At 70.2% G+C, this 24035-nt stretch carries 22 protein-coding genes; 15 read left to right on the top strand and 7 right to left on the bottom strand.

Features of this window, described 5'->3' with window-relative positions:
- Positions 1 to 73 precede the first annotated feature (73 nt).
- Positions 74 to 580 carry a GNAT family N-acetyltransferase gene (locus tag ACI2LY_RS13360; RefSeq protein WP_404707332.1) on the bottom strand — a complete coding sequence of 169 codons (507 nt, stop codon included), beginning with the start codon at positions 578 to 580 and terminating at the stop codon, positions 74 to 76.
- 98 nt (positions 581 to 678) lie between these two features.
- Between ACI2LY_RS13360 and ACI2LY_RS13355 the strand changes: the two genes are divergently transcribed.
- Complete coding sequence (locus ACI2LY_RS13355) at positions 679 to 1962, top strand: geranylgeranyl reductase family protein (RefSeq protein WP_388997105.1); 1284 nt, start codon at positions 679 to 681, stop codon at positions 1960 to 1962.
- A gap of 13 nt (positions 1963 to 1975) precedes the next feature.
- Here the strand turns inward: ACI2LY_RS13355 and def are convergent, their stop codons facing one another.
- Both def and ACI2LY_RS13345 read right to left on the bottom strand, forming a co-directional pair.
- Positions 1976 to 2596: a peptide deformylase gene (def, locus tag ACI2LY_RS13350; RefSeq protein ID WP_404707225.1), complete on the bottom strand. Its 621-nt coding sequence runs from the start codon at positions 2594 to 2596 to the stop codon at positions 1976 to 1978.
- Positions 2597 to 2723: 127 nt separating this feature from the next.
- A complete protein-coding gene (locus tag ACI2LY_RS13345) occupies positions 2724 to 3542 on the bottom strand; it encodes a C40 family peptidase (protein WP_404707224.1) in 819 nt (272 codons plus the stop codon).
- Positions 3543 to 4306: 764 nt separating this feature from the next.
- On the opposite strand from ACI2LY_RS13345, the gene ACI2LY_RS13340 reads away from it, so the two are divergent.
- Genes ACI2LY_RS13340 through nuoN form a run of 14 tightly spaced genes read left to right on the top strand, consistent with a single transcriptional unit; the run spans position 4307 to position 20223 of the window.
- Positions 4307 to 4666 (top strand): NADH-quinone oxidoreductase subunit A, encoded by a 360-nt coding sequence (locus ACI2LY_RS13340; RefSeq protein ID WP_030813697.1) that lies wholly within the window; start codon positions 4307 to 4309, stop codon positions 4664 to 4666.
- A gap of 14 nt (positions 4667 to 4680) precedes the next feature.
- Entirely contained in the window at positions 4681 to 5235 is a 555-nt protein-coding gene (locus ACI2LY_RS13335) for an NADH-quinone oxidoreductase subunit B family protein (RefSeq protein WP_164191787.1), read from the top strand.
- Positions 5232 to 5975, top strand: coding sequence for an NADH-quinone oxidoreductase subunit C (locus ACI2LY_RS13330; protein ID WP_404707223.1), 744 nt, complete (start codon positions 5232 to 5234; stop codon positions 5973 to 5975). The genes ACI2LY_RS13335 and ACI2LY_RS13330 overlap by 4 nt, the downstream gene beginning before the upstream one ends.
- Positions 5972 to 7294, top strand: a complete 1323-nt coding sequence (locus ACI2LY_RS13325; RefSeq protein ID WP_404707222.1) for an NADH-quinone oxidoreductase subunit D — start codon at positions 5972 to 5974, stop codon at positions 7292 to 7294. The genes ACI2LY_RS13330 and ACI2LY_RS13325 overlap by 4 nt, the downstream gene beginning before the upstream one ends.
- Positions 7291 to 8151, top strand: coding sequence for an NADH-quinone oxidoreductase subunit NuoE (nuoE, locus tag ACI2LY_RS13320; RefSeq protein WP_404707221.1), 861 nt, complete (start codon positions 7291 to 7293; stop codon positions 8149 to 8151). The genes ACI2LY_RS13325 and nuoE overlap by 4 nt, the downstream gene beginning before the upstream one ends.
- Positions 8151 to 9500, top strand: a complete 1350-nt coding sequence (gene nuoF / locus ACI2LY_RS13315) for an NADH-quinone oxidoreductase subunit NuoF (protein ID WP_404707220.1) — start codon at positions 8151 to 8153, stop codon at positions 9498 to 9500. The genes nuoE and nuoF overlap by 1 nt, the downstream gene beginning before the upstream one ends.
- Positions 9497 to 12001 carry an NADH-quinone oxidoreductase subunit G gene (locus tag ACI2LY_RS13310; protein ID WP_404707219.1) on the top strand — a complete coding sequence of 835 codons (2505 nt, stop codon included), beginning with the start codon at positions 9497 to 9499 and terminating at the stop codon, positions 11999 to 12001. Before nuoF ends, ACI2LY_RS13310 begins: the two co-directional genes overlap by 4 nt.
- Positions 11998 to 13359: an NADH-quinone oxidoreductase subunit NuoH gene (gene nuoH / locus ACI2LY_RS13305; RefSeq protein WP_404707218.1), complete on the top strand. Its 1362-nt coding sequence runs from the start codon at positions 11998 to 12000 to the stop codon at positions 13357 to 13359. Before ACI2LY_RS13310 ends, nuoH begins: the two co-directional genes overlap by 4 nt.
- The gene (gene nuoI, locus ACI2LY_RS13300) at positions 13352 to 13954 is read left to right on the top strand and encodes an NADH-quinone oxidoreductase subunit NuoI (protein ID WP_393914755.1); all 603 of its coding nucleotides are present in this window, start codon (positions 13352 to 13354) and stop codon (positions 13952 to 13954) included. The genes nuoH and nuoI overlap by 8 nt, the downstream gene beginning before the upstream one ends.
- Positions 13951 to 14793 carry an NADH-quinone oxidoreductase subunit J gene (locus tag ACI2LY_RS13295; RefSeq protein WP_404707217.1) on the top strand — a complete coding sequence of 281 codons (843 nt, stop codon included), beginning with the start codon at positions 13951 to 13953 and terminating at the stop codon, positions 14791 to 14793. Before nuoI ends, ACI2LY_RS13295 begins: the two co-directional genes overlap by 4 nt.
- On the top strand, positions 14790 to 15089 hold the full coding sequence (nuoK, locus tag ACI2LY_RS13290) for an NADH-quinone oxidoreductase subunit NuoK (protein ID WP_030742982.1): 300 nt from the start codon (positions 14790 to 14792) through the stop codon (positions 15087 to 15089). The genes ACI2LY_RS13295 and nuoK overlap by 4 nt, the downstream gene beginning before the upstream one ends.
- A gap of 15 nt (positions 15090 to 15104) precedes the next feature.
- On the top strand, positions 15105 to 17000 hold the full coding sequence (gene nuoL, locus ACI2LY_RS13285) for an NADH-quinone oxidoreductase subunit L (protein WP_404707216.1): 1896 nt from the start codon (positions 15105 to 15107) through the stop codon (positions 16998 to 17000).
- Between the two features lie 5 nt (positions 17001 to 17005).
- A complete protein-coding gene (locus ACI2LY_RS13280) occupies positions 17006 to 18577 on the top strand; it encodes an NADH-quinone oxidoreductase subunit M (protein WP_404707215.1) in 1572 nt (523 codons plus the stop codon).
- Positions 18574 to 20223 carry an NADH-quinone oxidoreductase subunit NuoN gene (gene nuoN, locus ACI2LY_RS13275; RefSeq protein ID WP_404707214.1) on the top strand — a complete coding sequence of 550 codons (1650 nt, stop codon included), beginning with the start codon at positions 18574 to 18576 and terminating at the stop codon, positions 20221 to 20223. The genes ACI2LY_RS13280 and nuoN overlap by 4 nt, the downstream gene beginning before the upstream one ends.
- Positions 20224 to 20283: 60 nt before the next feature.
- Here the strand turns inward: nuoN and ACI2LY_RS13270 are convergent, their stop codons facing one another.
- From ACI2LY_RS13270 to ACI2LY_RS13255, 4 genes are read right to left on the bottom strand one after another with little or no spacing between them, the layout of a single operon-like run.
- Complete coding sequence (locus tag ACI2LY_RS13270) at positions 20284 to 21099, bottom strand: hypothetical protein (protein WP_404707213.1); 816 nt, start codon at positions 21097 to 21099, stop codon at positions 20284 to 20286.
- 47 nt (positions 21100 to 21146) lie between these two features.
- Positions 21147 to 22142 carry an SCO2521 family protein gene (locus tag ACI2LY_RS13265; RefSeq protein WP_404707212.1) on the bottom strand — a complete coding sequence of 332 codons (996 nt, stop codon included), beginning with the start codon at positions 22140 to 22142 and terminating at the stop codon, positions 21147 to 21149.
- Between the two features lies 1 nt (position 22143).
- Complete coding sequence (locus ACI2LY_RS13260; RefSeq protein WP_404707211.1) at positions 22144 to 23091, bottom strand: SCO2522 family protein; 948 nt, start codon at positions 23089 to 23091, stop codon at positions 22144 to 22146.
- 22 nt (positions 23092 to 23113) lie between these two features.
- Positions 23114 to 23905 carry an SCO2525 family SAM-dependent methyltransferase gene (locus ACI2LY_RS13255; RefSeq protein ID WP_404707210.1) on the bottom strand — a complete coding sequence of 264 codons (792 nt, stop codon included), beginning with the start codon at positions 23903 to 23905 and terminating at the stop codon, positions 23114 to 23116.
- Positions 23906 to 24035: the final 130 nt, after the last annotated feature.

Raw genomic sequence — 24035 nt, 5'->3', positions numbered from 1 at the left:
ACTGGAAGGGTAACTCCGCCAAGACGCCCCCGGAAGCGAAAGCTGCCTTTCTGCAACATTCAGCTACCGAGAGTCACAACTCCAGCGAGTAGCAATGCCCTTCCCGCTCAGAAGACGGAGTCACGAACCGCTCGGAGAGCCGCATCCCCAGCCGCCGCGCGACAGCGATCGACCGCGAGTTCTCGGCATCGACCATGGCGACAACCCGCCGAACCCCAGCGGAGCGAACCCGCTCAAGACAGTCGGCCGCGGCGACAGACGCGTACCCCAGCCCCCAGTGCGCCCGCCCGAGCCGCCACCCGATCTCGATCTCCCCGGCGGGCCCCCACGCATGAGGCCAAGGCTGAGCCCCGGTGAACCCCACGACATCCCCAGAGGAGTCGAGCACGGACCACAGACAGAACCCCAGCTCAGCATCGTGCCGCCGCTGCCGAGCGGTGAGTTCCTCGTACACGGACAGCTCGGCCGCCCGCCCCCCGTGGAACCGCATGACCTCGGGATCGGCGAAGACCCGATGCCAGACGAAGGCGTCCTCGTCGGTGGGCACACGCAGCCGTACTACGGGGTGAGTTCGGTTCACGGAGCAGCCCTTCAGCCGGTTGATCAATTCTGCTGAATAGACTGCCTGTGTCCAGTGCCCGTCGGCACGAAGATTCACAAGCCTGGGGAGAACCCGCCGTGACTGAGCCCCTCTCCGACAACACCGCAGACGTGATCGTCGTGGGCGCGGGGCCGGCCGGCTCCACCACCGCCTACCACCTCGCCAAGGCCGGACTAGACGTCCTGCTGCTGGAGAAGACCGAGTTCCCGAGGGAGAAGGTCTGCGGCGACGGCCTCACCCCGAGGGCGGTCAAGCAGCTCGTGGCCATGGGCATCGACATCTCCGAGGAGGCGGGCTGGCTGCGCAACAAGGGCCTGCGCATCATCGGCGGCGGCTCCCGGCTGCAGCTGGACTGGCCCGATCTCGCCTCGTACCCGAACTTCGGCCTGGTGCGGAAGCGCGACGACTTCGACGAGCAGCTGGCCCGCCAGGCGCAGAAAGCAGGCGCCCGCCTTTTCGAACTCTGCAACGTCAGCGGCCCGATCATCGACGACCGTACGGGCCGGATCACGGGCGTGACGGCGAAGCTGGGCGACGACAAGCGCCCGGTGACCTTCCACGCACCCCTCGTGGTCGCGGCGGACGGCAACTCCACCCGCCTCTCCCTGGCGATGGGCCTGCACCGCCGCGAGGACCGCCCGATGGGCGTGGCAGTAAGGACGTACTTCGAGTCCCCGCGGCACGAGGACGACTACCTGGAGTCCTGGCTGGAGCTGTGGGACCGCAGGGGCGCCCAGGACCGCCTGCTGCCCGGCTACGGCTGGATCTTCGGCATGGGCGACGGCACGTCGAACGTCGGCCTGGGCGTGCTGAACACCTCGGACTCCTTCAAGGAGCTGGACTGGCGCGAGGTGCTGAAGGCGTGGTGCGCGTCGATGCCGGAGGAGTGGGGCTACACCCCGGAGCACATGACGGGCCCGATCCGGGGCGCGGCCCTGCCGATGGCCTTCAACCGCCAGCCGCACTACACCAAGGGCCTGCTGCTGGTCGGCGACGCCGGCGGCATGGTCAACCCCTTCAACGGCGAGGGCATCGCCTACGCCATGGAGTCCGCCCAGCTCGCCGCCGACGTCATCGTCCAGGCCCACGCCCGCCCGACCCCGGCCACCCGCGAGATCGCCCTCCAGCGCTACCCCCGCGTCCTGAAGGACACCTACGGCGGCTACTACACCCTCGGCCGAGCCTTCGTAAAACTCATCGGCAACCCCAAGGTCATGCAGATCGGCGCCCAACGCGGCCTGACCCACCCCATCCTGATGAAGTTCGTCCTCAAACTCCTCGCCAACCTGACAGACCCCACCGGTGGCGACGCAATGGACCGAGTAATCAACGGCCTCACGAAGGTGGCCCCGAAGGCGTGACCGAGCCGCAGGGTCAGCTCAACTTAAGAGCCCTCGCGGCCCGGCGGGACAGCACGTCGTCCCGCCGGACCGCCACCTGCTGCAACGCGTCCCTTTTCTCCCGCTTGGAGAGCCGGTCCAGGTAGACGAACCCGAGGGTGTGATCGGTCTCGTGGGCCAGGCAGCGGGCGAAATAGCCGGTGCCCTCGATGACGAGAGGGTCGCCGTTCTTGTCCTGCCCCCGCACGACGGCCCGTTCGGGGCGGGGGACGGGCATCACGGCGCCGGGGACCGAGAGGCAGCCCTCGGTGTCGTCGAGCAACGGGCGCCCGGCCGAGGCGGGTTCCAGGACCGGGTTGGCGATGTGGCCGACGTGGCGGATGCCGTCGTCGTCGGGGCAGTCGTACACGAAGAGCCGCAGATCGACGCCGACCTGGTTCGCGGCGAGCCCGGCGCCCTCGGCGACGTACATGGTGCGGAACATGTCGTCGATGAGGGCCGCGAGGTCAGGCCCGAACTCCGTGACGTCCCGGCACGGCTTGTGCAGGATCTCCTCGCCGGTCTCGGTGATGCGGCGCACCGCACCCCGCCCGGCCTCCGGGGCATGACGCGGGTAGTACTCGGCGGGACTTCCCTGGACGAACACGCGTGGCATCGCGCTGTCTCCCTCTGCTTAGCGGCGGGCCGCCGGGCGGCGGCCCGGGCCCGAGCATGGCAGGAGACGCGCGAAGGCCGCTGCCCCCCGAGGGCAGCGGCCTTTCGTGTGCGGGGTGCGCGGGGGGTCAGAGGACCCGGACCGCGCCGGTGGGCTGGTCGTAGGAGAGGGGACGCTCCACGACGCCGGAGGAGGGGTTCTGGGCGCCGACGAACATGCCGTCGCCGACGTAGACGCCCACGTGGTACGCGCTGCCCGCGCTGCCCCAGTACAGGATGTCGCCGGGCTGGAGGTTGTCCAGGGAGACCTGGGTGCCTGCCGTGGACTGGTCCTGGGAGACGCGCGGCAGGCTGATGCCGACCTGCTTGAACGCCGTCTGCACCAGGCCCGAGCAGTCGTACGCGGACGGACCGGTGGCGCCGGAGACGTACGCCTTGCCGACCTGGGACTTCACGAACGACACGATGGACGCGGCCGAACCGGTCGCGCTGGACGAGCCGGTGACCGTGGAGCTGCCCACGCTCGCGCTCGCGGCCAGCACGGTGCGCTCGGCGTTGCGGGTGGCGCGGGCGGCGGCCTGCTTGCGGGCCTCCTCCTGCGCCTTCTTCTTCGCCTCGGCCTTCTGCTTGGCCTCGGCGAGGTCCGCCTTGGCCTGCTTCGCGGCGCTGGCGGCGGCCGCGTCACGCTCGGCCTGCAGCTCGTAGTTCGCGGCCGCCTGCTGGGTGGCGTCCGCGGACTGCGCGACCTGGGTGGCCACGTCGGCGGTGAGGGTGGGGAGTTCGAGCGTCTGCGTCACGGGCTCGGCCTCGGCCGCGTTCGCGTAGCCGGCCGCTCCGGCGACCGCCAGGGTGCTGAGAACGCCGCCGGCGACGCCGGTCCGCACGACGATGGACGACGCGCTGCGGCGGGGCTTCCGGTGGCTGCGTATGTGAGCGGTGTGGGACATGGGAACAACCGGTACCAGGGGCTCCTTCATATCTTCAACAAACGTGTGCTGCGCCACAATTGTTCAATCGGTTCCCCGAAACCTGGTCGCGTCACTCTTTATTGACGCCGTAACGGACATAGCGGACGGGGCTCATTGGCCCGTTGATCACGGTCTTTGATCATTACGTCCGAATTGCCCCGCGCCTACCATCGGTTGGGGTCGATGGCCAAGCCCGGTTCCGGAACGGCCGCTACCGGTGTGGCGGAGGTCACGGAACGGTCACCGGAGCGGTCGCGTCCGCGACGAACGACCGCGCGGCCGGAGTTCGTGAACGCGCGCACGCACCCGGACCGCGTCCACATCGCGCCCCGGATCTCCCTCCGGGGTGTGAATGTCCCGCACTAGCAGTCGGGTGCGTCCAGCACCAATTTGCATGCGCCGGAACTCTCTTGATATTGAGGCACCCCCTCCGCACCCCCTCTGGCCTGCACGGACGAGCGGGATTGTCACTTCTGGTGATCAACTGAACGCTTCGCGTACGAAGATCACCCATCCTCCGCCTTCATGATCCTTCGTCAGGTGGTGGAGATCACAAAGCTTGTGCAATACCCCGTGTCGCAGATCACAGAGCGTCGGGCATAGGATGCGGAGCAGTTGGGCTTGTGACCTGCTTCACATGTTCTCGATCTTCGCCGGGACGGTTGGGGTCGGTGGGACGGAAGAGGCAGCTGTGAGCCCCTGAACCGCCACCAGTCAATGCCGACTGAAGGGAGCGAGGAGCGGTGAACGCGTACGCGCCCATCCTCGTACTGGGAGCCCTCGGGGCAGGCTTTGCGATCTTCTCCGTGGTCATGGCCGCGCTGATCGGTCCGAAGCGCTACAACCGCGCGAAGCTCGAAGCCTACGAATGCGGCATCGAGCCGACCCCCACGCCGGCCGGCGGCGGGCGCTTCCCCATCAAGTACTACCTGACGGCGATGCTCTTCATCGTCTTCGACATCGAGATCGTCTTCCTCTACCCCTGGGCCGTCACCTTCGACGCGCTCGGGGTCTTCGGGCTCGTGGAGATGCTGCTCTTCGTGCTCACCGTCTTCGTCGCGTACGCGTACGTATGGCGGCGCGGCGGCCTGGAATGGGACTGAGGGGCCTTTAAGTCATGGGACTCGAAGAAAAGCTGCCGAGCGGCTTTCTGCTGACCACCGTCGAGCAGGCCGCGGGCTGGGTGCGCAAGGCGTCCGTCTTCCCGGCCACCTTCGGACTCGCCTGCTGCGCCATCGAGATGATGACCACCGGCGCCGGACGCTACGACCTCGCCCGCTTCGGCATGGAGGTCTTCCGCGGCTCACCGCGCCAGGCCGACCTGATGATCGTCGCGGGCCGGGTCAGCCAGAAGATGGCGCCGGTGCTGCGGCAGGTCTACGACCAGATGCCCAACCCGAAGTGGGTCATCTCCATGGGCGTCTGCGCGTCCTCGGGCGGCATGTTCAACAACTACGCGATCGTCCAGGGCGTCGACCACATCGTCCCGGTCGACATCTATCTCCCCGGCTGCCCGCCCCGCCCCGAGATGCTGCTGGACGCGATCCTCAAGCTCCACCAGAAGATCCAGGGCACCAAGCTCGGCGTCAACGCCGAGGAAGCCGCCCGGGAGGCCGAGGAAGCCGCGCTCAAGGCCCTGCCCACGATCGAGATGAAGGGGCTGCTGCGGTGAGCGACGACAAGGGCACCAACGGCGTCAACCCCGAGAAGGACCTCTCGGTCTCCAACCTCCCCGGCCAGCGTGGCCAGGGCGGCGAGGAGATCCGCGTCCAGCGCGGCATGTTCGGCGCGAACAACGGCGGCGACACCTCCGGCTACGACGGCCTGGTCCGCTCGATCCGGCTCCCCGGCGCGACGAGCCGCCCCTACGGCGGCTGGTTCGACGAGGTCGCCGACGAGCTGGAGGGCGCGCTGGAGGAGCAGGGCCTGCTCCCCGAGAACGCCATCGAGCGCACCGTCGTCGACCGCGACGAGCTGACCTTCCACATCGAGCGCGAGCACCTGGTCCGCGTCGCCCGCACCCTGCGCGACGACCCGGCGCTCCGCTTCGAGCTGTGCACCGGCGTCAGCGGGACGCACTACCCGAGCGACAAGGGCCGCGAACTGCACGCGGTCTACCACCTGCGCTCGATCACCCACAACCGGCTGATCCGGCTGGAGGTCAGCGCCCCCGACGCCGACCCGCGCATCCCGTCCCTGGTCGCGGTCTACCCGACCAACGACTGGCACGAGCGCGAGACGTACGACTTCTTCGGGATCGTCTTCGACGGCCACCCGGCCCTCACCCGGATCATGATGCCGGACGACTGGCAGGGCCACCCGCAACGCAAGGACTACCCCCTCGGCGGCATCGCCGTCGAGTACAAGGGCGCCCAGATCCCGGCTCCGGACCAGCGGAGGTCGTACTCGTGAGCACTCCCCACGCAACCGGCCGCGCCACCACCGAGGGAACCGTCTACACGGTCACCGGTGGCGACTGGGACGAGGTCGTCCAGTCCGCGGCCAAGGCGGACGACGAGCGCATCGTCGTCAACATGGGTCCCCAGCACCCGTCCACCCACGGAGTGCTCCGGCTCATCCTGGAGATCGAGGGCGAGACGGTCACCGAGGCCCGCTGCGGCATCGGCTATCTGCACACCGGCATCGAGAAGAACCTCGAGTACCGCACGTGGACGCAGGGCACCACCTTCGTCACGCGCATGGATTACCTGACGTCCTTCTTCAACGAGACCGCCTACTGTCTCGCCGTCGAGAAGCTGCTCGGCATCGAGGACCAGATCACCGAGCGGACCGACATCATCCGGGTGCTCCTGATGGAGCTGAACCGGCTGTCGTCGCACCTGGTGTGCATCGCCACCGGCGGCATGGAGCTGGGCTCCACCACGATCATGATCTACGGCTTCCGCGACCGCGAGATGATCCTCGACATCTACGAGCTGATCACCGGCCTGCGCATGAACCACGCGTACATCCGCCCCGGCGGACTCGCCCAGGACCTGCCGCCCGGCGCGGTCGACCAGATCCGCGAGTTCGTCAAGAAGATGCGGAAGAACCTCCCGGAGTACGACAAGCTCGCCACCGGGAACCCCATCTTCAAGGCCCGGATGCAGGACGTCGGCCACCTCGACCTGGCCGGCTGCATGGCGCTCGGCGCCACCGGCCCGATCCTCCGCTCCACCGGCCTCCCGCACGACCTGCGCAAGGCCCAGCCGTACTGCGGCTACGAGAACTACGACTTCGACGTGCCCACCGCCGAGACCTGCGACTCCTACGGCCGCTTCCTGATCCGGCTGGAGGAGATGCGCCAGTCGCTGCGGATCATCGAGCAGTGCCTGGACCGGCTCCAGCCGGGCCCGGTCATGGTCGCCGACAAGAAGATCGCCTGGCCCGCGCAGCTGGCGCTCGGGCCGGACGGGCTCGGCAACTCCCTGGACCACATCAAGAAGATCATGGGCACCTCCATGGAGGCCCTGATCCACCACTTCAAGCTGGTCACCGAGGGCTTCCGGGTCCCGCCGGGCCAGGCGTACGCGGCCGTCGAGTCGCCCAAGGGCGAACTCGGCGTGCACGCCGTCTCCGACGGCGGCACCCGCCCCTTCCGGGTCCACTTCCGCGACCCGTCCTTCACCAATCTGCAGGCCATGGCGGCGATGTGCGAGGGCGGTCAGGTCGCCGACGTCATCGTGGCCGTGGCGTCCATCGACCCCGTGATGGGAGGCGTCGACCGGTGACCACCTCTTCTTCCGAGCGGGGCGTCGGCCTGGGCATGCCGGAACTGCCCCCGCCCGCCTACCCGGACGACGTCCGGGCCCGGCTGGAGACGGACGCGCGCGAGGTGATCGCGCGCTACCCCGACTCCCGCTCCGCCCTGCTGCCGCTGCTGCACCTCGTGCAGGCCGAGGACGGCTACGTCACCCGGACCGGCATGAAGTTCTGCGCCGACGTGCTGGAGCTGACCACCGCCGAGGTCACCGCGGTCGCCACCTTCTACTCCATGTACCGCCGCAAGCCCTCCGGCGACTACCAGGTGGGCGTCTGCACCAACACTTTGTGCGCGGTCATGGGCGGCGACGCCATCTTCGAGACCCTCCAGGAGCACCTGGGCGTCGGCAACGGCGAGACCACCGGCGACGGCAAGGTCACCCTGGAGCACATCGAGTGCAACGCGGCCTGCGACTACGCACCGGTCGTGATGGTCAACTGGGAGTTCTTCGACGACCAGACCCCGGCCAGCGCCGTACGCCTCGTCGACGACCTGCGCGCCGGACAGCCCGTGCAGCCCACCCGAGGCGCCCGGCTGTGCACCTTCAAGGAGACCGCCCGCATCCTGGCCGGCTTCCCCGACGAGCGCCCCGGCGCCGTCGAGGAGGGCGGCAGCGCGGGCCCCGCCTCCCTGGTCGGCCTGCGCCTGGCCAAGGGCGAGGCGCACCCCGCGCGCGTGGTCCACCCGCGCGACGCCGCTCCGCAGGAGGAGGACACGGTGCACGAGCCCTCACCGACCGAGCGCCTCAGCTCCCACGACCCGGTGGAGACCTCGGCCTCCGACCCGGCGCACCCGTCCGGCCCGACCGCAGAGGAGGGGGAGTGATGACCGTGGTGACCGACGTCAAGGACGACACCAGCCCCGAGAAGCTGCTCGCCCCCGTCCTCTCGGCCTTCTGGGACGAGGACCGCTCCTGGTCGCTGGACGTCTACCGGCGGCACGACGGCTACGAGGGCCTGCGCAAGGCGCTCGCCATGTCCCCGGACGACCTGATCGCCTACGTCAAGGAATCCGGGCTGCGCGGCCGCGGCGGCGCGGGCTTCCCGACCGGCATGAAGTGGCAGTTCATCCCGCAGGGCGACGGCAAGCCGCACTACCTCGTCGTCAACGCCGACGAGTCCGAGCCCGGCACCTGCAAGGACATCCCGCTCCTCTACGCCAACCCGCACAGCCTCATCGAGGGCATCGTGATCGCCTGCTACGCGATCCGCTCCTCGCACGCCTTCATCTATCTGCGCGGCGAGGTCGTCCCCGTCCTGCGGCGGCTGCACGAGGCGGTGCGCGAGGCGTACGAGGCCGGGTTCCTGGGTCAGGACATCCTCGGCAGCGGGCTCGACCTCGAACTCACCGTGCACGCGGGCGCGGGCGCGTACATCTGCGGCGAGGAGACCGCGCTGCTCGACTCGCTGGAGGGGCGCCGCGGCCAGCCGAGGCTGCGGCCGCCGTTCCCCGCCGTCGAGGGCCTGTACGCCTGCCCCACCGTGGTGAACAACGTCGAGTCGATCGCCTCGGTTCCCGCGATCATGCACCAGGGCAAGGACTGGTTCCGCTCGATGGGCAGCGAGAAGTCGCCCGGCTTCACGCTGTACTCGCTCAGCGGGCACGTGGCGAGCCCCGGCCAGTTCGAGGCACCGCTCGGCATCACCCTGCGCCAGCTGCTCGACATGAGCGGCGGCATGCGCCCCGGCCACCGGCTGAAGTTCTGGACCCCGGGCGGCTCCTCCACCCCGATGTTCACCGACGAACACCTGGACGTGCCCCTCGACTACGAGGGCGTCGGCGCCGCCGGTTCCATGCTCGGCACCAAGGCGCTGCAGTGCTTCGACGAGACCACCTGCGTGGTCCGGGCGGTCACCCGCTGGACCGAGTTCTACGCCCACGAGTCCTGCGGCAAGTGCACGCCCTGCCGCGAAGGGACGTACTGGCTGGTCCAGTTGCTGCGCGACATCGAGGCGGGCAAGGGGGCGATGTCCGACCTCGACAAGCTGAACGACATCGCCGACAACATCAACGGCAAGTCCTTCTGCGCCCTGGGCGACGGCGCGGCTTCACCGATCTTCTCCTCGCTGAAGTACTTCCGCGAGGAGTACGAGCAGCACATCACGGGCCGGGGCTGCCCCTTCGACCCGGCCAAGTCGACGGCCTGGGCGGACCGCCCGGAGGTGAACGCATGACCGTGACCACCAGTGCCCCCTCAGGAGGGGGGCAGGCGGCGGTCCCGCCGGAGGACCTCGTCACGCTGACGATCGACGGCATCGAACTCAGCGTGCCCAAGGGCACCCTGGTCATCCGGGCCGCCGAACAGCTCGGCATCGAGATCCCGCGCTTCTGCGACCACCCCCTGCTGGACCCGGCCGGTGCCTGCCGCCAGTGCATCGTGGAGGTGGAGGGCCAGCGCAAGCCGATGGCGTCCTGCACCATCACCTGCACCGACGGCATGGTGGTGAAGACGCAGCTCACCTCGCCGGTCGCCGAGAAGGCCCAGCACGGGGTGATGGAGCTGCTGCTCATCAACCACCCGCTGGACTGCCCGGTCTGCGACAAGGGCGGCGAGTGCCCGCTGCAGAACCAGGCCATGTCGCACGGCAACGCCGACACCCGCTTCGAGGGCCGCAAGCGCACCTACGAGAAGCCGGTGCCGATCTCCACCCAGGTGCTGCTGGACCGTGAGCGGTGCGTGCTGTGCGCCCGCTGCACCCGGTTCTCCAACCAGGTCGCGGGCGACCCGATGATCGAGCTGATCGAGCGGGGCGCGCTCCAGCAGGTCGGCACCGGCGAGGGCGACCCGTTCGAGTCGTACTTCTCCGGCAACACCATCCAGATCTGCCCGGTCGGCGCGCTCACCTCCGCCGCCTACCGGTTCCGGTCGCGCCCCTTCGACCTGATCTCCTCGCCGTCGGTGTGCGAGCACTGCTCGGGCGGCTGCGCCACCCGTACCGACCACCGGCGCGGCAAGGTCATGCGGCGGCTCGCCGCCAACGACCCGGAGGTCAACGAGGACTGGGTCTGCGACAAGGGCCGCTTCGCGTTCCGCTACGCCCAGCTGCGCGACCGGCTCGACACCCCGCTGGTCCGCAACGCCGAGGGCGTGCTGGAACCGGCCTCCTGGCCGGAGGCGCTGGACGCGGCCGCGCGCGGCCTCGGCGCCGCTCGCTCCCGCGCCGGGGTGCTCACCGGGGGTCGGCTGACCGTCGAGGACGCGTACGCGTACAGCAAGTTCGCGCGGGTGGCGCTCGACACCAACGACATCGACTTCCGGGCCCGTGTGCACAGCGGCGAGGAGGCCGACTTCCTGGCCGCCCGGGTGGCCGGGCGGGGTCGCGACCTCGACGGCACCGGGGTCACGTACACCGCGCTGGAGCAGGCGCCCGCCGTGCTGCTGGTCGGGTTCGAGGCCGAGGAGGAGGCGCCCGGCGTCTTCCTGCGGCTGCGCAAGGCGTGGCGCAAGCACGGTCAGAAGGTGTACTCGCTGGCCACGCACGCCACCCGCGGCCTGACGAAGGCGGGCGGCACCCTGCTGCCCGCCGCGCCCGGCACCGAGCCCGAGTGGCTGGACGCGCTGGGCAGCGGGGTCGGTCTGGAGGAGGCGGGCACCGGGGCGGCCGAGGCGCTGCGCGCCGAGGGCGCGGTGATCGTGGTCGGCGAGCGGCTCGCGGGCGTCGAGGGCGGTCTGACGGCCGCCGCGCGCGTGGCCGCCGCGACCGGCGCCCGGCTGGTGTGGATTCCGCGGCGGGCGGGGGAGCGCGGCGCCGTCGAGGCGGGCGCGCTGCCCTCGCTGCTGCCGGGCGGCCGCCCGGCCACCGACCCGCGCGCGCGGGAGGAGGTCGCCGCCGCCTGGGGGCTGGCCGAACTCCCCGCCCGCTACGGCCGCGACACCCAGCAGATCGTGGAGGCCGCCGCCACCGGCGAGCTGTCCGCGCTGCTCGTCGCCGGGGTGGAGGTCGCCGACCTGCCCGACCCGGCACGCGCGCGTGAGGCGCTCGACAGCGTCGGCTTCCTGGTCTCGCTGGAGCTGCGGCCCAGCGAGGTCACCGAGCGCGCCGACGTGGTGCTGCCGGTCGCGGCGGTGGTCGAGAAGGCGGGCACCTTCCTCAACTGGGAGGGCCGGGTCCGCTTCTTCGAGGCCGCGCTCAAGCCCGACCAGATGACCCGCCGTCTCGCCCCGGCCGACGCCCGCGTCCTGCAGATGCTGGCCGACGCGATGAACGTCCATCTGGGCCTGCCGGACCTGCGCACCACCCGTGCGGAGATCGACCGCCTCGGCGCCTGGACCGGGGCCACCGCCGCCGACCCGCTGCACGACGGGGCCGCGCTGCCCCGCCCGGCCGCCGGTGAGGCCGTGCTCGCCGGACACCGGCTCCTGCTCGACCTCGGCGTCCTCCAGCAGGGCGACGAGGCGCTGGCCGGGACCCGGCACGCCGCCCACGCGCGCGTGTCCGCGGCGACGGCCGCCGAGGCGGGCGTCAAGGACGGCGACGCGCTCGCCGTCACCGGCCCCGCCGGGACGACCGAACTCCCCCTGGAGATCACCGAGATGCCCGACCGGGTGGTCTGGCTCCCGCTGGACTCGGTCGGCCGCGGCGTCGCCTCCGACACCGGGGCCCGGCCCGGCTCCCTCGTCCGTATCGGCCCGGCGGCGCTCGCCGACGAGGCCCCCAAGGAGGTTCGAGGATGAGCCCGTTCCTCGCCGCTGAAGACCTCTCGCTGTTCGGCCGCGACCCCTGGTGGCTGGTCGTCGTCAAGGCGGTGTTCTGCTTCGCGTTCCTGATGCTGACGGTGCTGCTGTCCATCGTCTGGGAGCGCAAGGTCGTCGCCTGGATGCAGCTGCGCGTCGGCCCCAACCGGCACGGCCCCTGGGGCATGCTCCAGTCGCTCGCCGACGGCGTGAAGCTGATGCTCAAGGAGGACGTCGTCGTCAAACGCGCGGACAAGGTGATCTACGTCCTCGCGCCGGTCGTCGCGGTCATCCCGGCCTGCATGGCGATCGCGGTGATCCCCTTCGGACCCGCCGGCAACGAGATCTCGATCTTCGGCCACCGCACCACCATGCAGCTCACCGACCTGCCGATCGCGATGCTCTACATCCTCGCGGTCGCCTCGATCGGCATCTACGGCATCGTGCTGGCGGGCTGGAGTTCCGGCTCGACCTACCCGCTGCTGGGCGGCCTGCGCTCCTGCGCGCAGATGATCTCGTACGAGATCGCCATGGGCGCCGCGTTCGCCTCGGTGTTCCTCTACTCGGGGTCGATGTCGACCTCCACCATCGTGGAACAGCAGCACGACCGCTGGTACATCCTGCTGCTGCCGGTCTCCTTCATCCTCTACGTGATCACGATGGTGGGCGAGACCAACCGCGCCCCCTTCGACATGCCGGAGTCCGAGGGCGACCTGGTCGGCGGCTTCAACACCGAGTACTCGTCGATCAAGTTCGCGCTGTTCATGCTCGCCGAGTACATGAACATGGTGACGGTGTCGGCGGTGACGGCCACCCTCTTCCTCGGCGGCTGGCGGGCCCCCTGGCCCATCAGCACCTTCTGGGAGGGTGCCAACCACGGCTGGTGGCCGATGCTCTGGTTCGTCATCAAGGTCCAGCTGCTGCTGTTCTTCTTCATCTGGCTGCGCGGCACGCTCCCCCGCGTCCGCTACGACCAGCTGATGAAGCTCGGCTGGAAGGTGCTCATCCCGGTCTCGGTGGTCTGGCTGATGCTGGTGGCGACCGTGCGGGTGCTGCGCAACGAGAACTACGACTTCGCCGACATCGCGCTCTACGTCGGCGGCGCCGTGCTCGCCCTGCTGCTGATCTCCTTCATCGCCGACATGTTCCGCGACAAGGCCAAGGCCGAGGAGGCCGCGGCCCCGGAACCCGGATTCGATCCGCTGGCGGGCGGATTCCCCGTACCGCCGCTGCCCGGACAGCAGTTGCCCGCGGTGCCCAGGCGCCGTCCGCGCCAGGAGCGGGAGCTGATTGTCAGTGGTGGAGTGGACACTGTGAGTGACCAGACTCCGGATGGAAAGGAGGCGTCCGATGGCTGAGGAGCCCAAGGAGACCGCACCCGGTTTCCAGAACCCCGTGGCCGGCTTCGCCGTGACCTTCAAGGCCATGTTCAAGAAGCGGCTGACCGAGCAGTACCCGGAGCAGAAGAAGACCACCGCTCCCCGCTTCCACGGACGGCACCAGCTCAACCGCCATCCGGACGGCCTGGAGAAGTGCGTCGGCTGCGAGCTGTGCGCCTGGGCCTGCCCCGCCGACGCCATCTATGTCGAGGGCGCCGACAACACCGACGAGGAGCGCTACTCGCCGGGCGAGCGGTACGGCAGGGTCTACCAGATCAACTACGCCCGCTGCATCCTGTGCGGGCTGTGCATCGAGGCGTGCCCCACCCGCGCGCTCACGATGACCAACGAGTTCGAGCTGGCCGACTCCAGCCGGGCCAACCTCATCTACACCAAGGAGCAGTTGCTCGCCGGTCTGGACGAGGGCATGGTCGACTCCCCGCACGCGATCTTCCCCGGCACCGACGAACAGGACTACTACCGGGGCCTGGTGACCGAGGCCGCCCCCGGCACGGTCCGCCAGGTAGCCACGTCGAAGGGCGAGAAGCCTGAAGATGAGGGGGTGGAGGCATGACCGCGCAGCTAGCCGCCTACTCCACCTCCACCGGAGAAGCGGTCCAGTTCTGGATTCTCGGCAGCGTCGCCGTGATCGGCGCCCTGTGCACCGTCCTGATGCGGCGCGCGGTGCACAGCGCGCTCTGTCTCGCCGGGACCATGATCGTCCTGGCGGTGTTCTACCTGGCCAACGGCGCCTATTTCCTGGGGGTCGTGCAGATCGTCGTCTACACGGGCGCGATCATGATGCTCTTCCTCTTCGTGGTGATGCTCGTCGGCGTGACCGCCGCGGACTCGCTGAAGGAGACCATCAGGGGCCAGCGCTGGCTGGCCCTGCTCTGCGGGCTCGGGTTCGGCGTCCTGCTGCTGGGCGGCATCGCCAACGCCTCGCTGACCCAGTTCAACGGCACCGGCCAGGCCAACGCGGGCGGCAACGTGGAGGGCCTGGCGACCCTCATCTTCACCAAGTACGTCTTCGCCTTCGAGCTGACCGGCGCCCTGCTGATCACCGCCGCGATCGGCGCCATGGTGCTCACCCACCGCGAGCGCACCGAGCGGGCCAAGACCCAGCGCGAGCTGGCCGCCGAGCGGGTCCGCGAGAACAAGCACGTACCCCCGCTGCCCGCCCCCGGCGTCTACGCCCGGCACAACGCGGTGGACATCGCGGGCCTGCTGCCCGACGGCACCCCCGCCGAGCTGAGCGTCAGCCGGACGCTGCGCGAACGCGGCCAGATCCGGGACGTCTCCGCCCAGGCCCTCGGCGACCTCAAGGCGCTGGAACAGCGCGCCGAGGACCGCCTGGAGCGCACGGAGAACACACCGGCGACCTTCAAGCGGACGGAGGACGCGGCCCAGTGAACCCCGTCAACTACCTCTATCTCGCGGCCCTGTTGTTCACCATCGGCGCCACCGGCGTGCTGATCCGGCGGAACGCGATCGTGGTGTTCATGTGCGTGGAGCTGATGCTCAACGCCTGCAACCTCGCCTTCGTCACCTTCTCCCGGATGCACGGCAACCTCGACGGCCAGATCATCGCGTTCTTCACGATGGTCGTCGCCGCCGCGGAGGTCGTGGTGGGCCTGGCGATCATCGTGTCGCTGTTCCGCACCCGCCACTCGGCCTCGGTCGACGACGCCAGCCTGATGAAGCTGTAAGGGGTCGGAAGAATCGTGGAGAACCTGATCGCGCTGCTCATCGCGGCGCCCCTGCTCGGAGCCGTCGTGCTCCTGCTCGGTGGCCGACGCCTCGACGCCGTCGGCCACTGGGTCGGCACCCTGCTGTCGACCGCCTCCTTCGGCATCGGCTTGGCCCTCTTCGCCGGGCTGCTCGGCGAGGACCCCGAGCACCGCACCTGGACCCAGCACCTGTGGAACTGGATCTCGGTCGGCGACTTCCAGGCCGACGTCACCCTGCGGCTCGACCAGCTGTCGATGACGTTCGTCCTGCTGATCACCGGGGTCGGCTCGCTGATCCACCTCTACTCCATCGGGTACATGGAGCACGACGAGCGGCGCCGCCGCTTCTTCGGCTACCTCAACCTGTTCCTCGCGGCGATGCTCCTGCTGGTCCTCGCCGACAACTACCTGCTGCTGTACGTCGGCTGGGAGGGCGTGGGCCTCGCCTCGTACCTGCTGATCGGCTTCTGGCAGCACAAGCCCAGCGCCGCGACCGCCGCGAAGAAGGCGTTCCTGGTCAACCGGGTCGGCGACGTGGGCCTGTCCATCGCCATCATGCTGATGTTCACCACCTTCGGCACCTTCGCCTTCGGCCCGGTGCTGGAGAACGCGGGCCAGGCGTCCGAGGGACGGCTCACCGCGATCGGCCTGATGCTGCTGCTCGCCGCGTGCGGCAAGTCCGCCCAGGTGCCGCTGCAGTCCTGGCTCGGTGACGCGATGGAGGGCCCGACCCCGGTCTCGGCCCTGATCCACGCGGCCACCATGGTCACGGCGGGCGTCTACCTCATCGTCCGCTCCGCCGCGATCTTCAACGGCGCCCCGGACGCGCAGCTCGTCGTCACCGTCGTCGGCGGGGTCACGCTGCTGTTCGGTGCGATCGTCGGTTGCGCCAAGGACGACATCAAGAAGGCGCTGGCCGGTTCGACCATGTCGCAGATCGGCTACATGGTCCTCGCGGCGGGCCTCGGCCCGATCGGCTACGTCTTCGCGATCATGCACCTGGTCACCCACGGCTTCTTCAAGGCCGGGCTGTTCCTCGGCGCCGGTTCGGTGATGCACGGCATGAACGACGAGGTCGACATGCGGAAGTACGGCGCCCTGCGCAAGTACATGCCGATCACCTTCGTCACCTTCGGCCTCGGCTACCTCGCGATCATCGGCTTCCCCGGTCTGTCCGGCTTCTTCTCCAAGGACAAGATCATCGAGGCGGCGTTCGCCAAGGGCGGCACCGAGGGCTGGATTCTCGGCGGGGTGGCCCTGCTGGGCGCGGCGATCACCGCGTTCTACATGACCCGCGTGATGCTGATGACGTTCTTCGGCGAGAAGCGCTGGCAGCCGGACGCCGAGGGTCATGAGCCCCACCCGCACGAGTCCCCGAGGACCATGACGATCCCGATGATCGTGCTGGCCGTCGGCTCGGTCGCGGGCGGTGCCTTCTTCGACATCGGCGACCGCTTCCTGCACTGGCTGGAGCCGGTCACCGGACACAGCGAGGGCAACTCCCCGCTGAGCGCGCTCACCATCACCGGCGCCACCATGGTCTGCCTGGTCGTCGGCGTGGGCCTGGCCTGGGCGCAGTACGGCCGCAAGCCCGTACCCGCCGTGGCCCCGCGCGGCTCCGTGCTCACCCGCGCCGCCCGGCGCGACCTCTACCAGGACGACTTCAACCATGTCGTGCTGGTGCGCGGCGGCGAGCACCTGACCCGCTCGCTGGTCTATGTCGACCACACCCTGGTCGACGGTGTCGTCAACGGCTCGGCGGCCGGTTTCGGCGGCCTGTCCGGGCGGCTGCGCCGTGTCCAGAACGGCTTCGCCCGCTCCTACGCGGTCTCGATGTTCGGCGGCGCGGCCCTCCTGGTCGCCGCGACCCTGCTGATGAGGGCGGTCTGATACCGATGTCCTTTCCTCTGCTGACAGCGACAGCGCTGCTCCCGGCGCTCGGTGCGGTGGCCACGGCCGCCGTACCCGCCCGGCAGCGCACCGCCGCCAAATGGCTGGCCCTGCTGGTCTCCCTGGCCACGCTCGCGCTGGCGATCGTCGTCCTGGTCCGCTTCGACCCGGACGGCGCCCGCTACCAGCTCACCGAGTCGCACTCCTGGATCAGGGACTTCGGGGTCCGCTACGAACTGGGCGTGGACGGCATCGCGGTGGCCCTGATCGGGCTGACCGCGCTGCTGATGCCGTTCATCGTGCTGGCGGGCTGGCACGACGCCGACCCCTTGGAGACGGGCAGCAGGCGGTGGCGGCCCACGCAGGGCTTCTTCGCGCTGATCCTGGCCGTCGAGGCGATGGTGATCATCTCCTTCGAGGCGACCGACGTCTTCGTCTTCTACATCTTCTTCGAAGCCATGCTGATCCCGATGTACTTCCTCATCGGCGGCTTCGGGGACCGGGCCCACAGCCAGGGCGAGGAGGCGGCTTCCACCCAGCGGTCGTACGCGGCCGTGAAGTTCCTCCTCTACAACCTGGCCGGCGGTCTGATCATGCTGGCCGCGGTGATCGGGCTGTACGTGGTCGCCGGGAGCTTCAGCCTCCAGGAGATCGTCCAGGCGCGTGCCAATGGCTCGCTGACCATGGCGACCAGCACCGAACGCTGGCTGTTCCTCGGCTTCTTCTTCGCCTTCGCGGTGAAGGCGCCGCTGTGGCCGCTGCACACCTGGCTGCCCAACGCCATGCAGGAGTCCACCGCGCCGGTCGCGGTGCTCATCACGGCGGTGGTCGACAAGGTCGGCACCTTCGCCATGCTCCGCTTCTGCCTCCAGCTCTTCCCGGAGGCGTCGAAGTGGGCGACCCCGGTGATCCTGGTGCTGGCCCTGATCAGCATCGTCTACGGGGCGCTGCTCGCGGTCGGCCAGCGGGACATCAAGCGGCTGGTGGCGTACGCGTCGATCTCGCACTTCGGCTTCATCGTGATGGGCATCTTCGCCATGACGACCCAGGGCCAGTCCGGCGCGACCCTCTACATGGTCAACCACGGGATCTCGACGGCCGCGCTGATGCTGGTCGCCGGGTTCCTGATCTCCCGGCGCGGCTCCCGGCTCATCGCGGACTACGGCGGTGTGCAGAAGGTCGCCCCGGTGCTCGCGGGCACGTTCCTGATCGGCGGTCTGGCGACCCTGTCGCTGCCCGGACTGGCTCCGTTCGTCAGCGAGTTCCTGGTGCTGGTCGGCACGTTCAGCCGGTATCCGGTGATCGGGATCATCGCCACCATCGGCATCGTGCTGGCGGCGCTGTACACGCTGGTGCTGTACCAGCGCACCATGACCGGCCCGGTGAGGCCGGAGGTCTCGGCGATGCCCGACCTGAGGGTGCGTGAGGTGCTGGTGGTCGCGCCGCTGATCGTGCTGCTGGTCTTCCTGGGCGTCTATCCGAAGCCCCTCACCGACATCGTCAACCCGGCGGTCAAGCAGACCATGTCCGATGTCCATCAGAAGGACCCCAAGCCCGCGGTGGAGGCGGCCAAGTGAGCGCAGCAGCCGTCCACAGCCTGTGGACAACGGCGGCCGATCCGATCTCCAAGATCGACGCGCCGAAGATCGAATACGGACAATTGTCGCCGACGCTGATCGTCTTCGGCGCCGCCCTCATCGGGGTGCTCGTCGAGGCGTTCGTGCCGCGCCGCTCCCGCTACTACGCCCAGGTGTTCGTCTCCGCCGTCGCGCTGTGCGCCGCGTTCGCCGCGGTCGTCGCGCTCGCGGCGGGCGGGTACGGCACCACCAAGGCGCACATCGCGGCCATGGGCGCGGTCGCGGTGGACGGACCGGCGCTGTTCCTGGAGGGCACGATCCTGCTGGCCGCGCTGGTCGGCCTGTTCACCTTCGCCGAGCGGCGGCTCGACCCGGCGGCGCACGGCAACCGGGTCGACTCCTTCGCGGCGCAGGCCGCGGCCGTACCGGGCGGGGAGGGCGAACAGGCGGCCGTGAAGGCCGGGTTCACCACCACCGAGGTGTTCCCGCTGCTGCTCTTCGCGGTCGCGGGGATGCTGGTCTTCCCCGCGGCGAACGACCTGCTGACGCTGTTCGTCGCCCTGGAGGTGCTCTCCCTCCCGCTGTACCTGCTGTGCGCGCTGGCCCGCCGCAAGCGGCTGATGTCGCAGGAGGCCGCGGTCAAGTACTTCCTGCTCGGCGCGTTCGCCTCGGCGTTCACCCTGTTCGGCATCGCCCTGCTGTACGGCTACGCGGGCTCGGTGTCGTACGCGCGCATCGCGGCCGTCGTGGACGGCACGGTCAGCGGGGTCGACCCGGCGCTCGCGGACACCATGGGCAATGACGCGCTGCTGCTGATCGGCATGGCGCTGCTGGTGATGGGCCTGCTGTTCAAGGTGGGCGCGGTGCCGTTCCACATGTGGACCCCGGACGTGTACCAGGGCGCCCCGACCCCGGTGACCGGCTTCATGGCGGCCGCGACCAAGGTGGCCGCGTTCGGCGCGCTGCTGCGGCTGCTGTACGTGGTGCTGCCGGGGCTGCGCTGGGACTGGCGGCCGGTGATGTGGGGCGTGGCGATCGTCACCATGCTGGCCGGTGCGATCGTCGCCATCACCCAGACCGACATCAAGCGGCTGCTGGCGTACTCCTCCATCGCGCACGCGGGCTTCATCCTGGCCGGTGTGATCGCCACGACGGAGGACGGTGTCTCGGCGGTCCTCTTCTACCTCGCCGGGTACTCCTTCGTCACGATCGGCGCCTTCGCCGTGGTCACCCTGGTCCGCGACGCGGGCGGCGAGGCGACGCACCTCTCCCAGTGGGCGGGGCTCGGCCGCCGCTCACCCCTGGTCGCCGCGGTCTTCGCCGTCTTCCTCCTCGCCTTCGCCGGTATCCCGCTGACCAGCGGCTTCGCGGGGAAGTTCGCGGTGTTCCGGGCGGCGGCGGAGGGCGGCGCGGCCCCGCTGGTCGTGGTCGGCGTGATCTCCTCGGCCATCGCCGCCTTCTTCTACATCCGAGTGATCGTCCTGATGTTCTTCAGCGACCCCAAGCCGGACGGCCCGACCGTCGCGGTCCCCTCCCCCCTGACGATGACCGCCATTGCGGTCGGCGTCGCCGTCACGGTGGTCCTGGGCGTGGCTCCCCAGTACTTCCTGGACCTGGCGGGGAGTGCGGGGGTGTTCGTCCGCTGAGCCGACCTCGGCTGCCCGGCGCTCCTCGGGGGTGCCGGGCAGCGGTGTGTGCGGGGTCCGCTATTCGCCCCTCTCCCACCAGGTCTCGAACCGCCGTACGCGCTCGTCGACGCGTTCGCCCACCGTCAGGCTGGTCTCGTAGACGCGTGACGGATCGCCGTCGGCCGGTGTCGTCTCGTAGCTGATGGCCCGGTCGAAGACGACGAAGTTCTTCACCGCCTCCCGCTGCTCCCAGGTCTCCAGGGTGGACAGCACCAGTACGCGGATCTCGAAGCCCAGACCCCGCTGCCAGGCCCGCAGCTCCTCCACGCCGGTGTCCAGGTCCGCCGGGGTGCCGAGGATGAGCAGCCGCCGTACCCGGACGCCCCGCGCCACCGCCTGCTGCTGAGCGGTCACGTAGTGGCGGCCGAGGTCGGTGCCCCAGAAGTCCCGGTCGACCGAGGTGCTCGCCGCGTCGATGGACGCCCCCGCGCAGCGAGCCAGGCCCAGCAGCCAGTCGCGGTCCTCGCCCTCGTAGTCCGCGTGATTGCCCCGCAGCGCTTCCATGAGGTCGGCCACCCGCCGTACCTCGGCCCGGACGAAGGTGTACAGGAAGTCGGGGCGGCCGGGTTCGAGTGCCGCGACGTTCCGGGCCAGGCGGGTGACCTCCCCGGAGCCCACGGGTGAGGTGTCCAGCCGGGAGATCAGCCGGGTCGTGTCGTTGAAGCCGGTGAGGCCGTCGTCCAGCCGCCGTTCGAAGTCCGCGAGCTGCTGGACGATGAGGGTCGCACCGGCGATGAACACGGACAGGGTGATCTTCCAGATCTCGGGCTGGTCCGTGAGGTTGGTGATCAGATAGGTCACGCCGCCCAGCAGGGCGGTGACGGCGACTCTCACCACTACTTCGGATATCCGGCGCGTCCGCCGCATGGCTTCCCCCGATGTCACTGTCGACGACGATGCTGACGTGGGCGCCGGGAGGTGCGTCGCGGTCCGCCGGGGACGCCCGTGCCCGGCAGCGAGTACAGCAGGAGCAGGTCACGGACCCGCTGGGCGAGGGACTGCCACTGGCGGGTGAGCCCCGGCGTCAGCTCCAGCGCCTCCCACAGCGGGCGGAGCCGAGGGTCCGGCCGGGCCGCAGGCATCCACAGGTGCAGCAGGTGAGCCGTGGCCGGGCGCAGGAGTTCCTCCGGCGCGCTGCCCGGCGGAGCCTCGTCCAGCAGGGCGGTCAGGACCGTCAGCAGCCAGTCGTGCAGTGCGAGGTCCGCGCAGAAGGCCGCGATGACGGGCGGTTCGATCTCGGCGGGCAGGCGTAGTTCGACCGTCCGGTGTCCGTCTGCGGCGAGGGTGAGGCGGACGGCGGGCGTGGTGGTCCCGTCGGGCGGCCGCAGCGCCACCCACCGCAGCCGGGTGCGCGAGGTCCGCAGGGGCGGCCGGTGGTCGAGCAGCGGATGGCCGAGGACCTCGGTGAGCAGCCCCTCCGCGATCAGCCCCACGTCCAGTTCGTCCGGGCGGCAGGCGGTGAGGAGCCCTTGGGCCACGGCGGGTTCGGGGAGTCTGCCGAGCGGTTCGACCACTCCCGGCCGTGCGAGGTAGTGCCACCACGGCCGACGGCTGCCGGGGCCCAGCAGAGGCACGCTGGTGAAGGCGGTCACCTGGACGACCCGCCCCTCGGTGACCGAGGCGCGGGAGACCACCGTGCCGACGGCGCGGACCTTGGTGCCGTCGGCGGTGGGCAGGGCGCAGTCGACGCCGGTGAGCAGGGGAGGGGACAGCGCGTGCCGGTTGGGGCGGGCGGAGAGCGTGACGGGTTCCCCGAGGCGCAGGTCCAGCAGCCGGGCGGTGTCCTCGGCGGACAGCGGCCGGGACGCGGGCAGCAGGCGGGTCCGCACCTCGCCGCAGCGGAGCATCACCGGCGCCGGGCCCGGGGCGGACGCCATGTCAGGGGCCGGGGTAGAAGACGTAGCCGACGCGTTCGGCGACCGAGGCGGGCAGGCCGATGCCTTCGTCGGCGGCGCGGCGCGAGGTCTGCGCGAGGGCTTCGGGGTCCACGTCGGTCTGGTCGAGGACGACCATGACGGCGTGCTCGACGGGCAGGAACCGGTACGGCAGCAGGGAGCAGGTGCGGTAGGCGGCGAAGGGTTCGGCGGCCGCGTCGACCTGAAGGAGCGCCGGGAGTTCGTCCCAGTCGCCCGGCAGTGTCCGCCCGTCCCAGAGGGCGGGCCGCAGGACCGGTGAGCCGTCGTGCCGCAGCAGTCCGAGGCGGAGCAACTGCCATACGGCGGCCAGAAAGGCGCAGGACCAGGTGCGCACCGGGCCTTCGTCGTCCCAGAGTTCGGTGTCCAGGAACACCGAGTGCCGCCGGGCCAGGGTCTCCTCGGGCGGCTGCCAGTTCTCGTGGCCCACCAGGCCGGTGGGGCCGCGTCTGCCGTTGGCGAGCCAGCCGGTCCGGCGGGCCGGTGGCCGTCCGCCGCTGCTGCCGGGCGGGGGAGACTCGACCAGCCGGTCCGCCACGGACCGGGCCAGCTCGAAGCCGTCGGCCACCGCGCAGCCGGACTCCCGGACCAGGTAGTCGATGGTCAGGCCCGCACGGGCGGCCTCCGCGAGCAGCGGCGGCACGACGTCGGCGGGCGAGGAGAACCGGGAGAAGTAGTCGTCGATCAGGAAGCAGGTGCTGATCCGGGGCCGTCGTCCGGCCGTCCCCACCGCGGCGGCCGCGGCCGCGGCGTCCGCCCAGGGGCGGGCGAGGGCGAAGTGCTCCCGCAGCCGCTCCGGTCCGCGTTCGAAGTCCTCCAGATAGAGGTGGCCTATCTCCAGGGAGAGATGGGACAGCGGAACGGACTGGGTGCGCGGCTCCGCCGTCGTCTCGCGGAACACGTCCTCGATCACGCATCCCCCAGGTGCTCGTCCGCTAACGGGTGTCGTCCCGGCGTCGGCCGCAGGCCAGGATCATTCCCAGGTAGCCCTCGCGCAACGCATGGCCGTCGTGCAGGCGCGTGATCGTCAGGCCGTCCGCCGCGTACGGGGCGAGGCTGGCGGCCACCGCCCGTTCGTCCACGCTGCAGGACGGGAAGAAGTGACCGCCCACCTGGTAGCCCCGCGAGCCGGCCATGAAGGCGGCGGCGAAGGGCGCGCCGGGGAGCAGCGACTCGACGAAGCGCCGTACGCCGTCGCGGAACACGTCGAGGGAGTCCGTCATGGACTCGGCGGTGAAGAACATGGTCCCGATGCCCCAGCGTCCCTCGGGCAGCAGGAACAGGTCCCCGTGCTCGACCCGGGCGCTCGCGCCCAGGCTGCCGCGCGGATCGGTGATCTCCCGGTACGGGCTGCCGGTGTTCAGCACGTCCCAGAACGCGTCCCAGCTCTCCGGATAGCCGCCGGTGTGCCGCTCGAGCCACGTGACGTTGGCGGGGGAGAGGTCGAGCAGGGTGATCTCCGCGCACCAGGGGAGCAGCATCAGGGCCGGGTACAGGTTCGGCCCGGAACCGACGTCGATGCCCGCGCGGGCGGACAGCGCGTCGTGCCGCTCGAAGTGCCGACGGAAGAAATCACCGCATATCCGCATGATCGCCGCGTCGTCCGCATGCAGTCGGCTGTAGTTGGCCTGGACGTACGCCGCCGGATCGAAAGCCTCCCAGGGAGGTGCTCCGACGACCTCGACGGCAGGGATCTCCGCCGCGTCACGCGTGCTTCGCTGATCCATCATCCGAGAGTAGGGGGACCGGGCCGCCCCGGTCCGGCCCGTCCCGATCACGGCCTCTTTTCGCCGTGGGCCTGTCCGTATTTCGTCCCACGGGGATTTTGGGAGGGCAGGGTGCTGCCTGTGGAAAACT

Origin of the sequence: Streptomyces sp. NPDC002176, from assembly GCF_044903645.1 — a bacterium.
GTDB lineage: Bacteria > Actinomycetota > Actinomycetes > Streptomycetales > Streptomycetaceae > Streptomyces.
The sequence above is the reverse complement of the archived record's forward strand: the minus strand, read 5'-3'. Positions and strand labels throughout refer to the sequence as shown.

Coding starts and splice junctions, on each gene's coding strand:
- nuoF (WP_404707220.1), top strand. CDS start 8,151: ATGACCGTGGTGACCGACGTCAAGGACGACACCAGCCCCGAGAAGCTG.
- nuoI (WP_393914755.1), top strand. CDS start 13,352: ATGGCTGAGGAGCCCAAGGAGACCGCACCCGGTTTCCAGAACCCCGTG.
- ACI2LY_RS13280 (WP_404707215.1), top strand. CDS start 17,006: ATGTCCTTTCCTCTGCTGACAGCGACAGCGCTGCTCCCGGCGCTCGGT.
- ACI2LY_RS13335 (WP_164191787.1), top strand. CDS start 4,681: ATGGGACTCGAAGAAAAGCTGCCGAGCGGCTTTCTGCTGACCACCGTC.
- def (WP_404707225.1), bottom strand. CDS start 2,596: ATGCCACGCGTGTTCGTCCAGGGAAGTCCCGCCGAGTACTACCCGCGT.
- ACI2LY_RS13265 (WP_404707212.1), bottom strand. CDS start 22,142: ATGGCGTCCGCCCCGGGCCCGGCGCCGGTGATGCTCCGCTGCGGCGAG.
- nuoH (WP_404707218.1), top strand. CDS start 11,998: ATGAGCCCGTTCCTCGCCGCTGAAGACCTCTCGCTGTTCGGCCGCGAC.
- ACI2LY_RS13345 (WP_404707224.1), bottom strand. CDS start 3,542: ATGTCCCACACCGCTCACATACGCAGCCACCGGAAGCCCCGCCGCAGC.
- ACI2LY_RS13310 (WP_404707219.1), top strand. CDS start 9,497: ATGACCGTGACCACCAGTGCCCCCTCAGGAGGGGGGCAGGCGGCGGTC.
- ACI2LY_RS13255 (WP_404707210.1), bottom strand. CDS start 23,905: ATGGATCAGCGAAGCACGCGTGACGCGGCGGAGATCCCTGCCGTCGAG.
- ACI2LY_RS13295 (WP_404707217.1), top strand. CDS start 13,951: ATGACCGCGCAGCTAGCCGCCTACTCCACCTCCACCGGAGAAGCGGTC.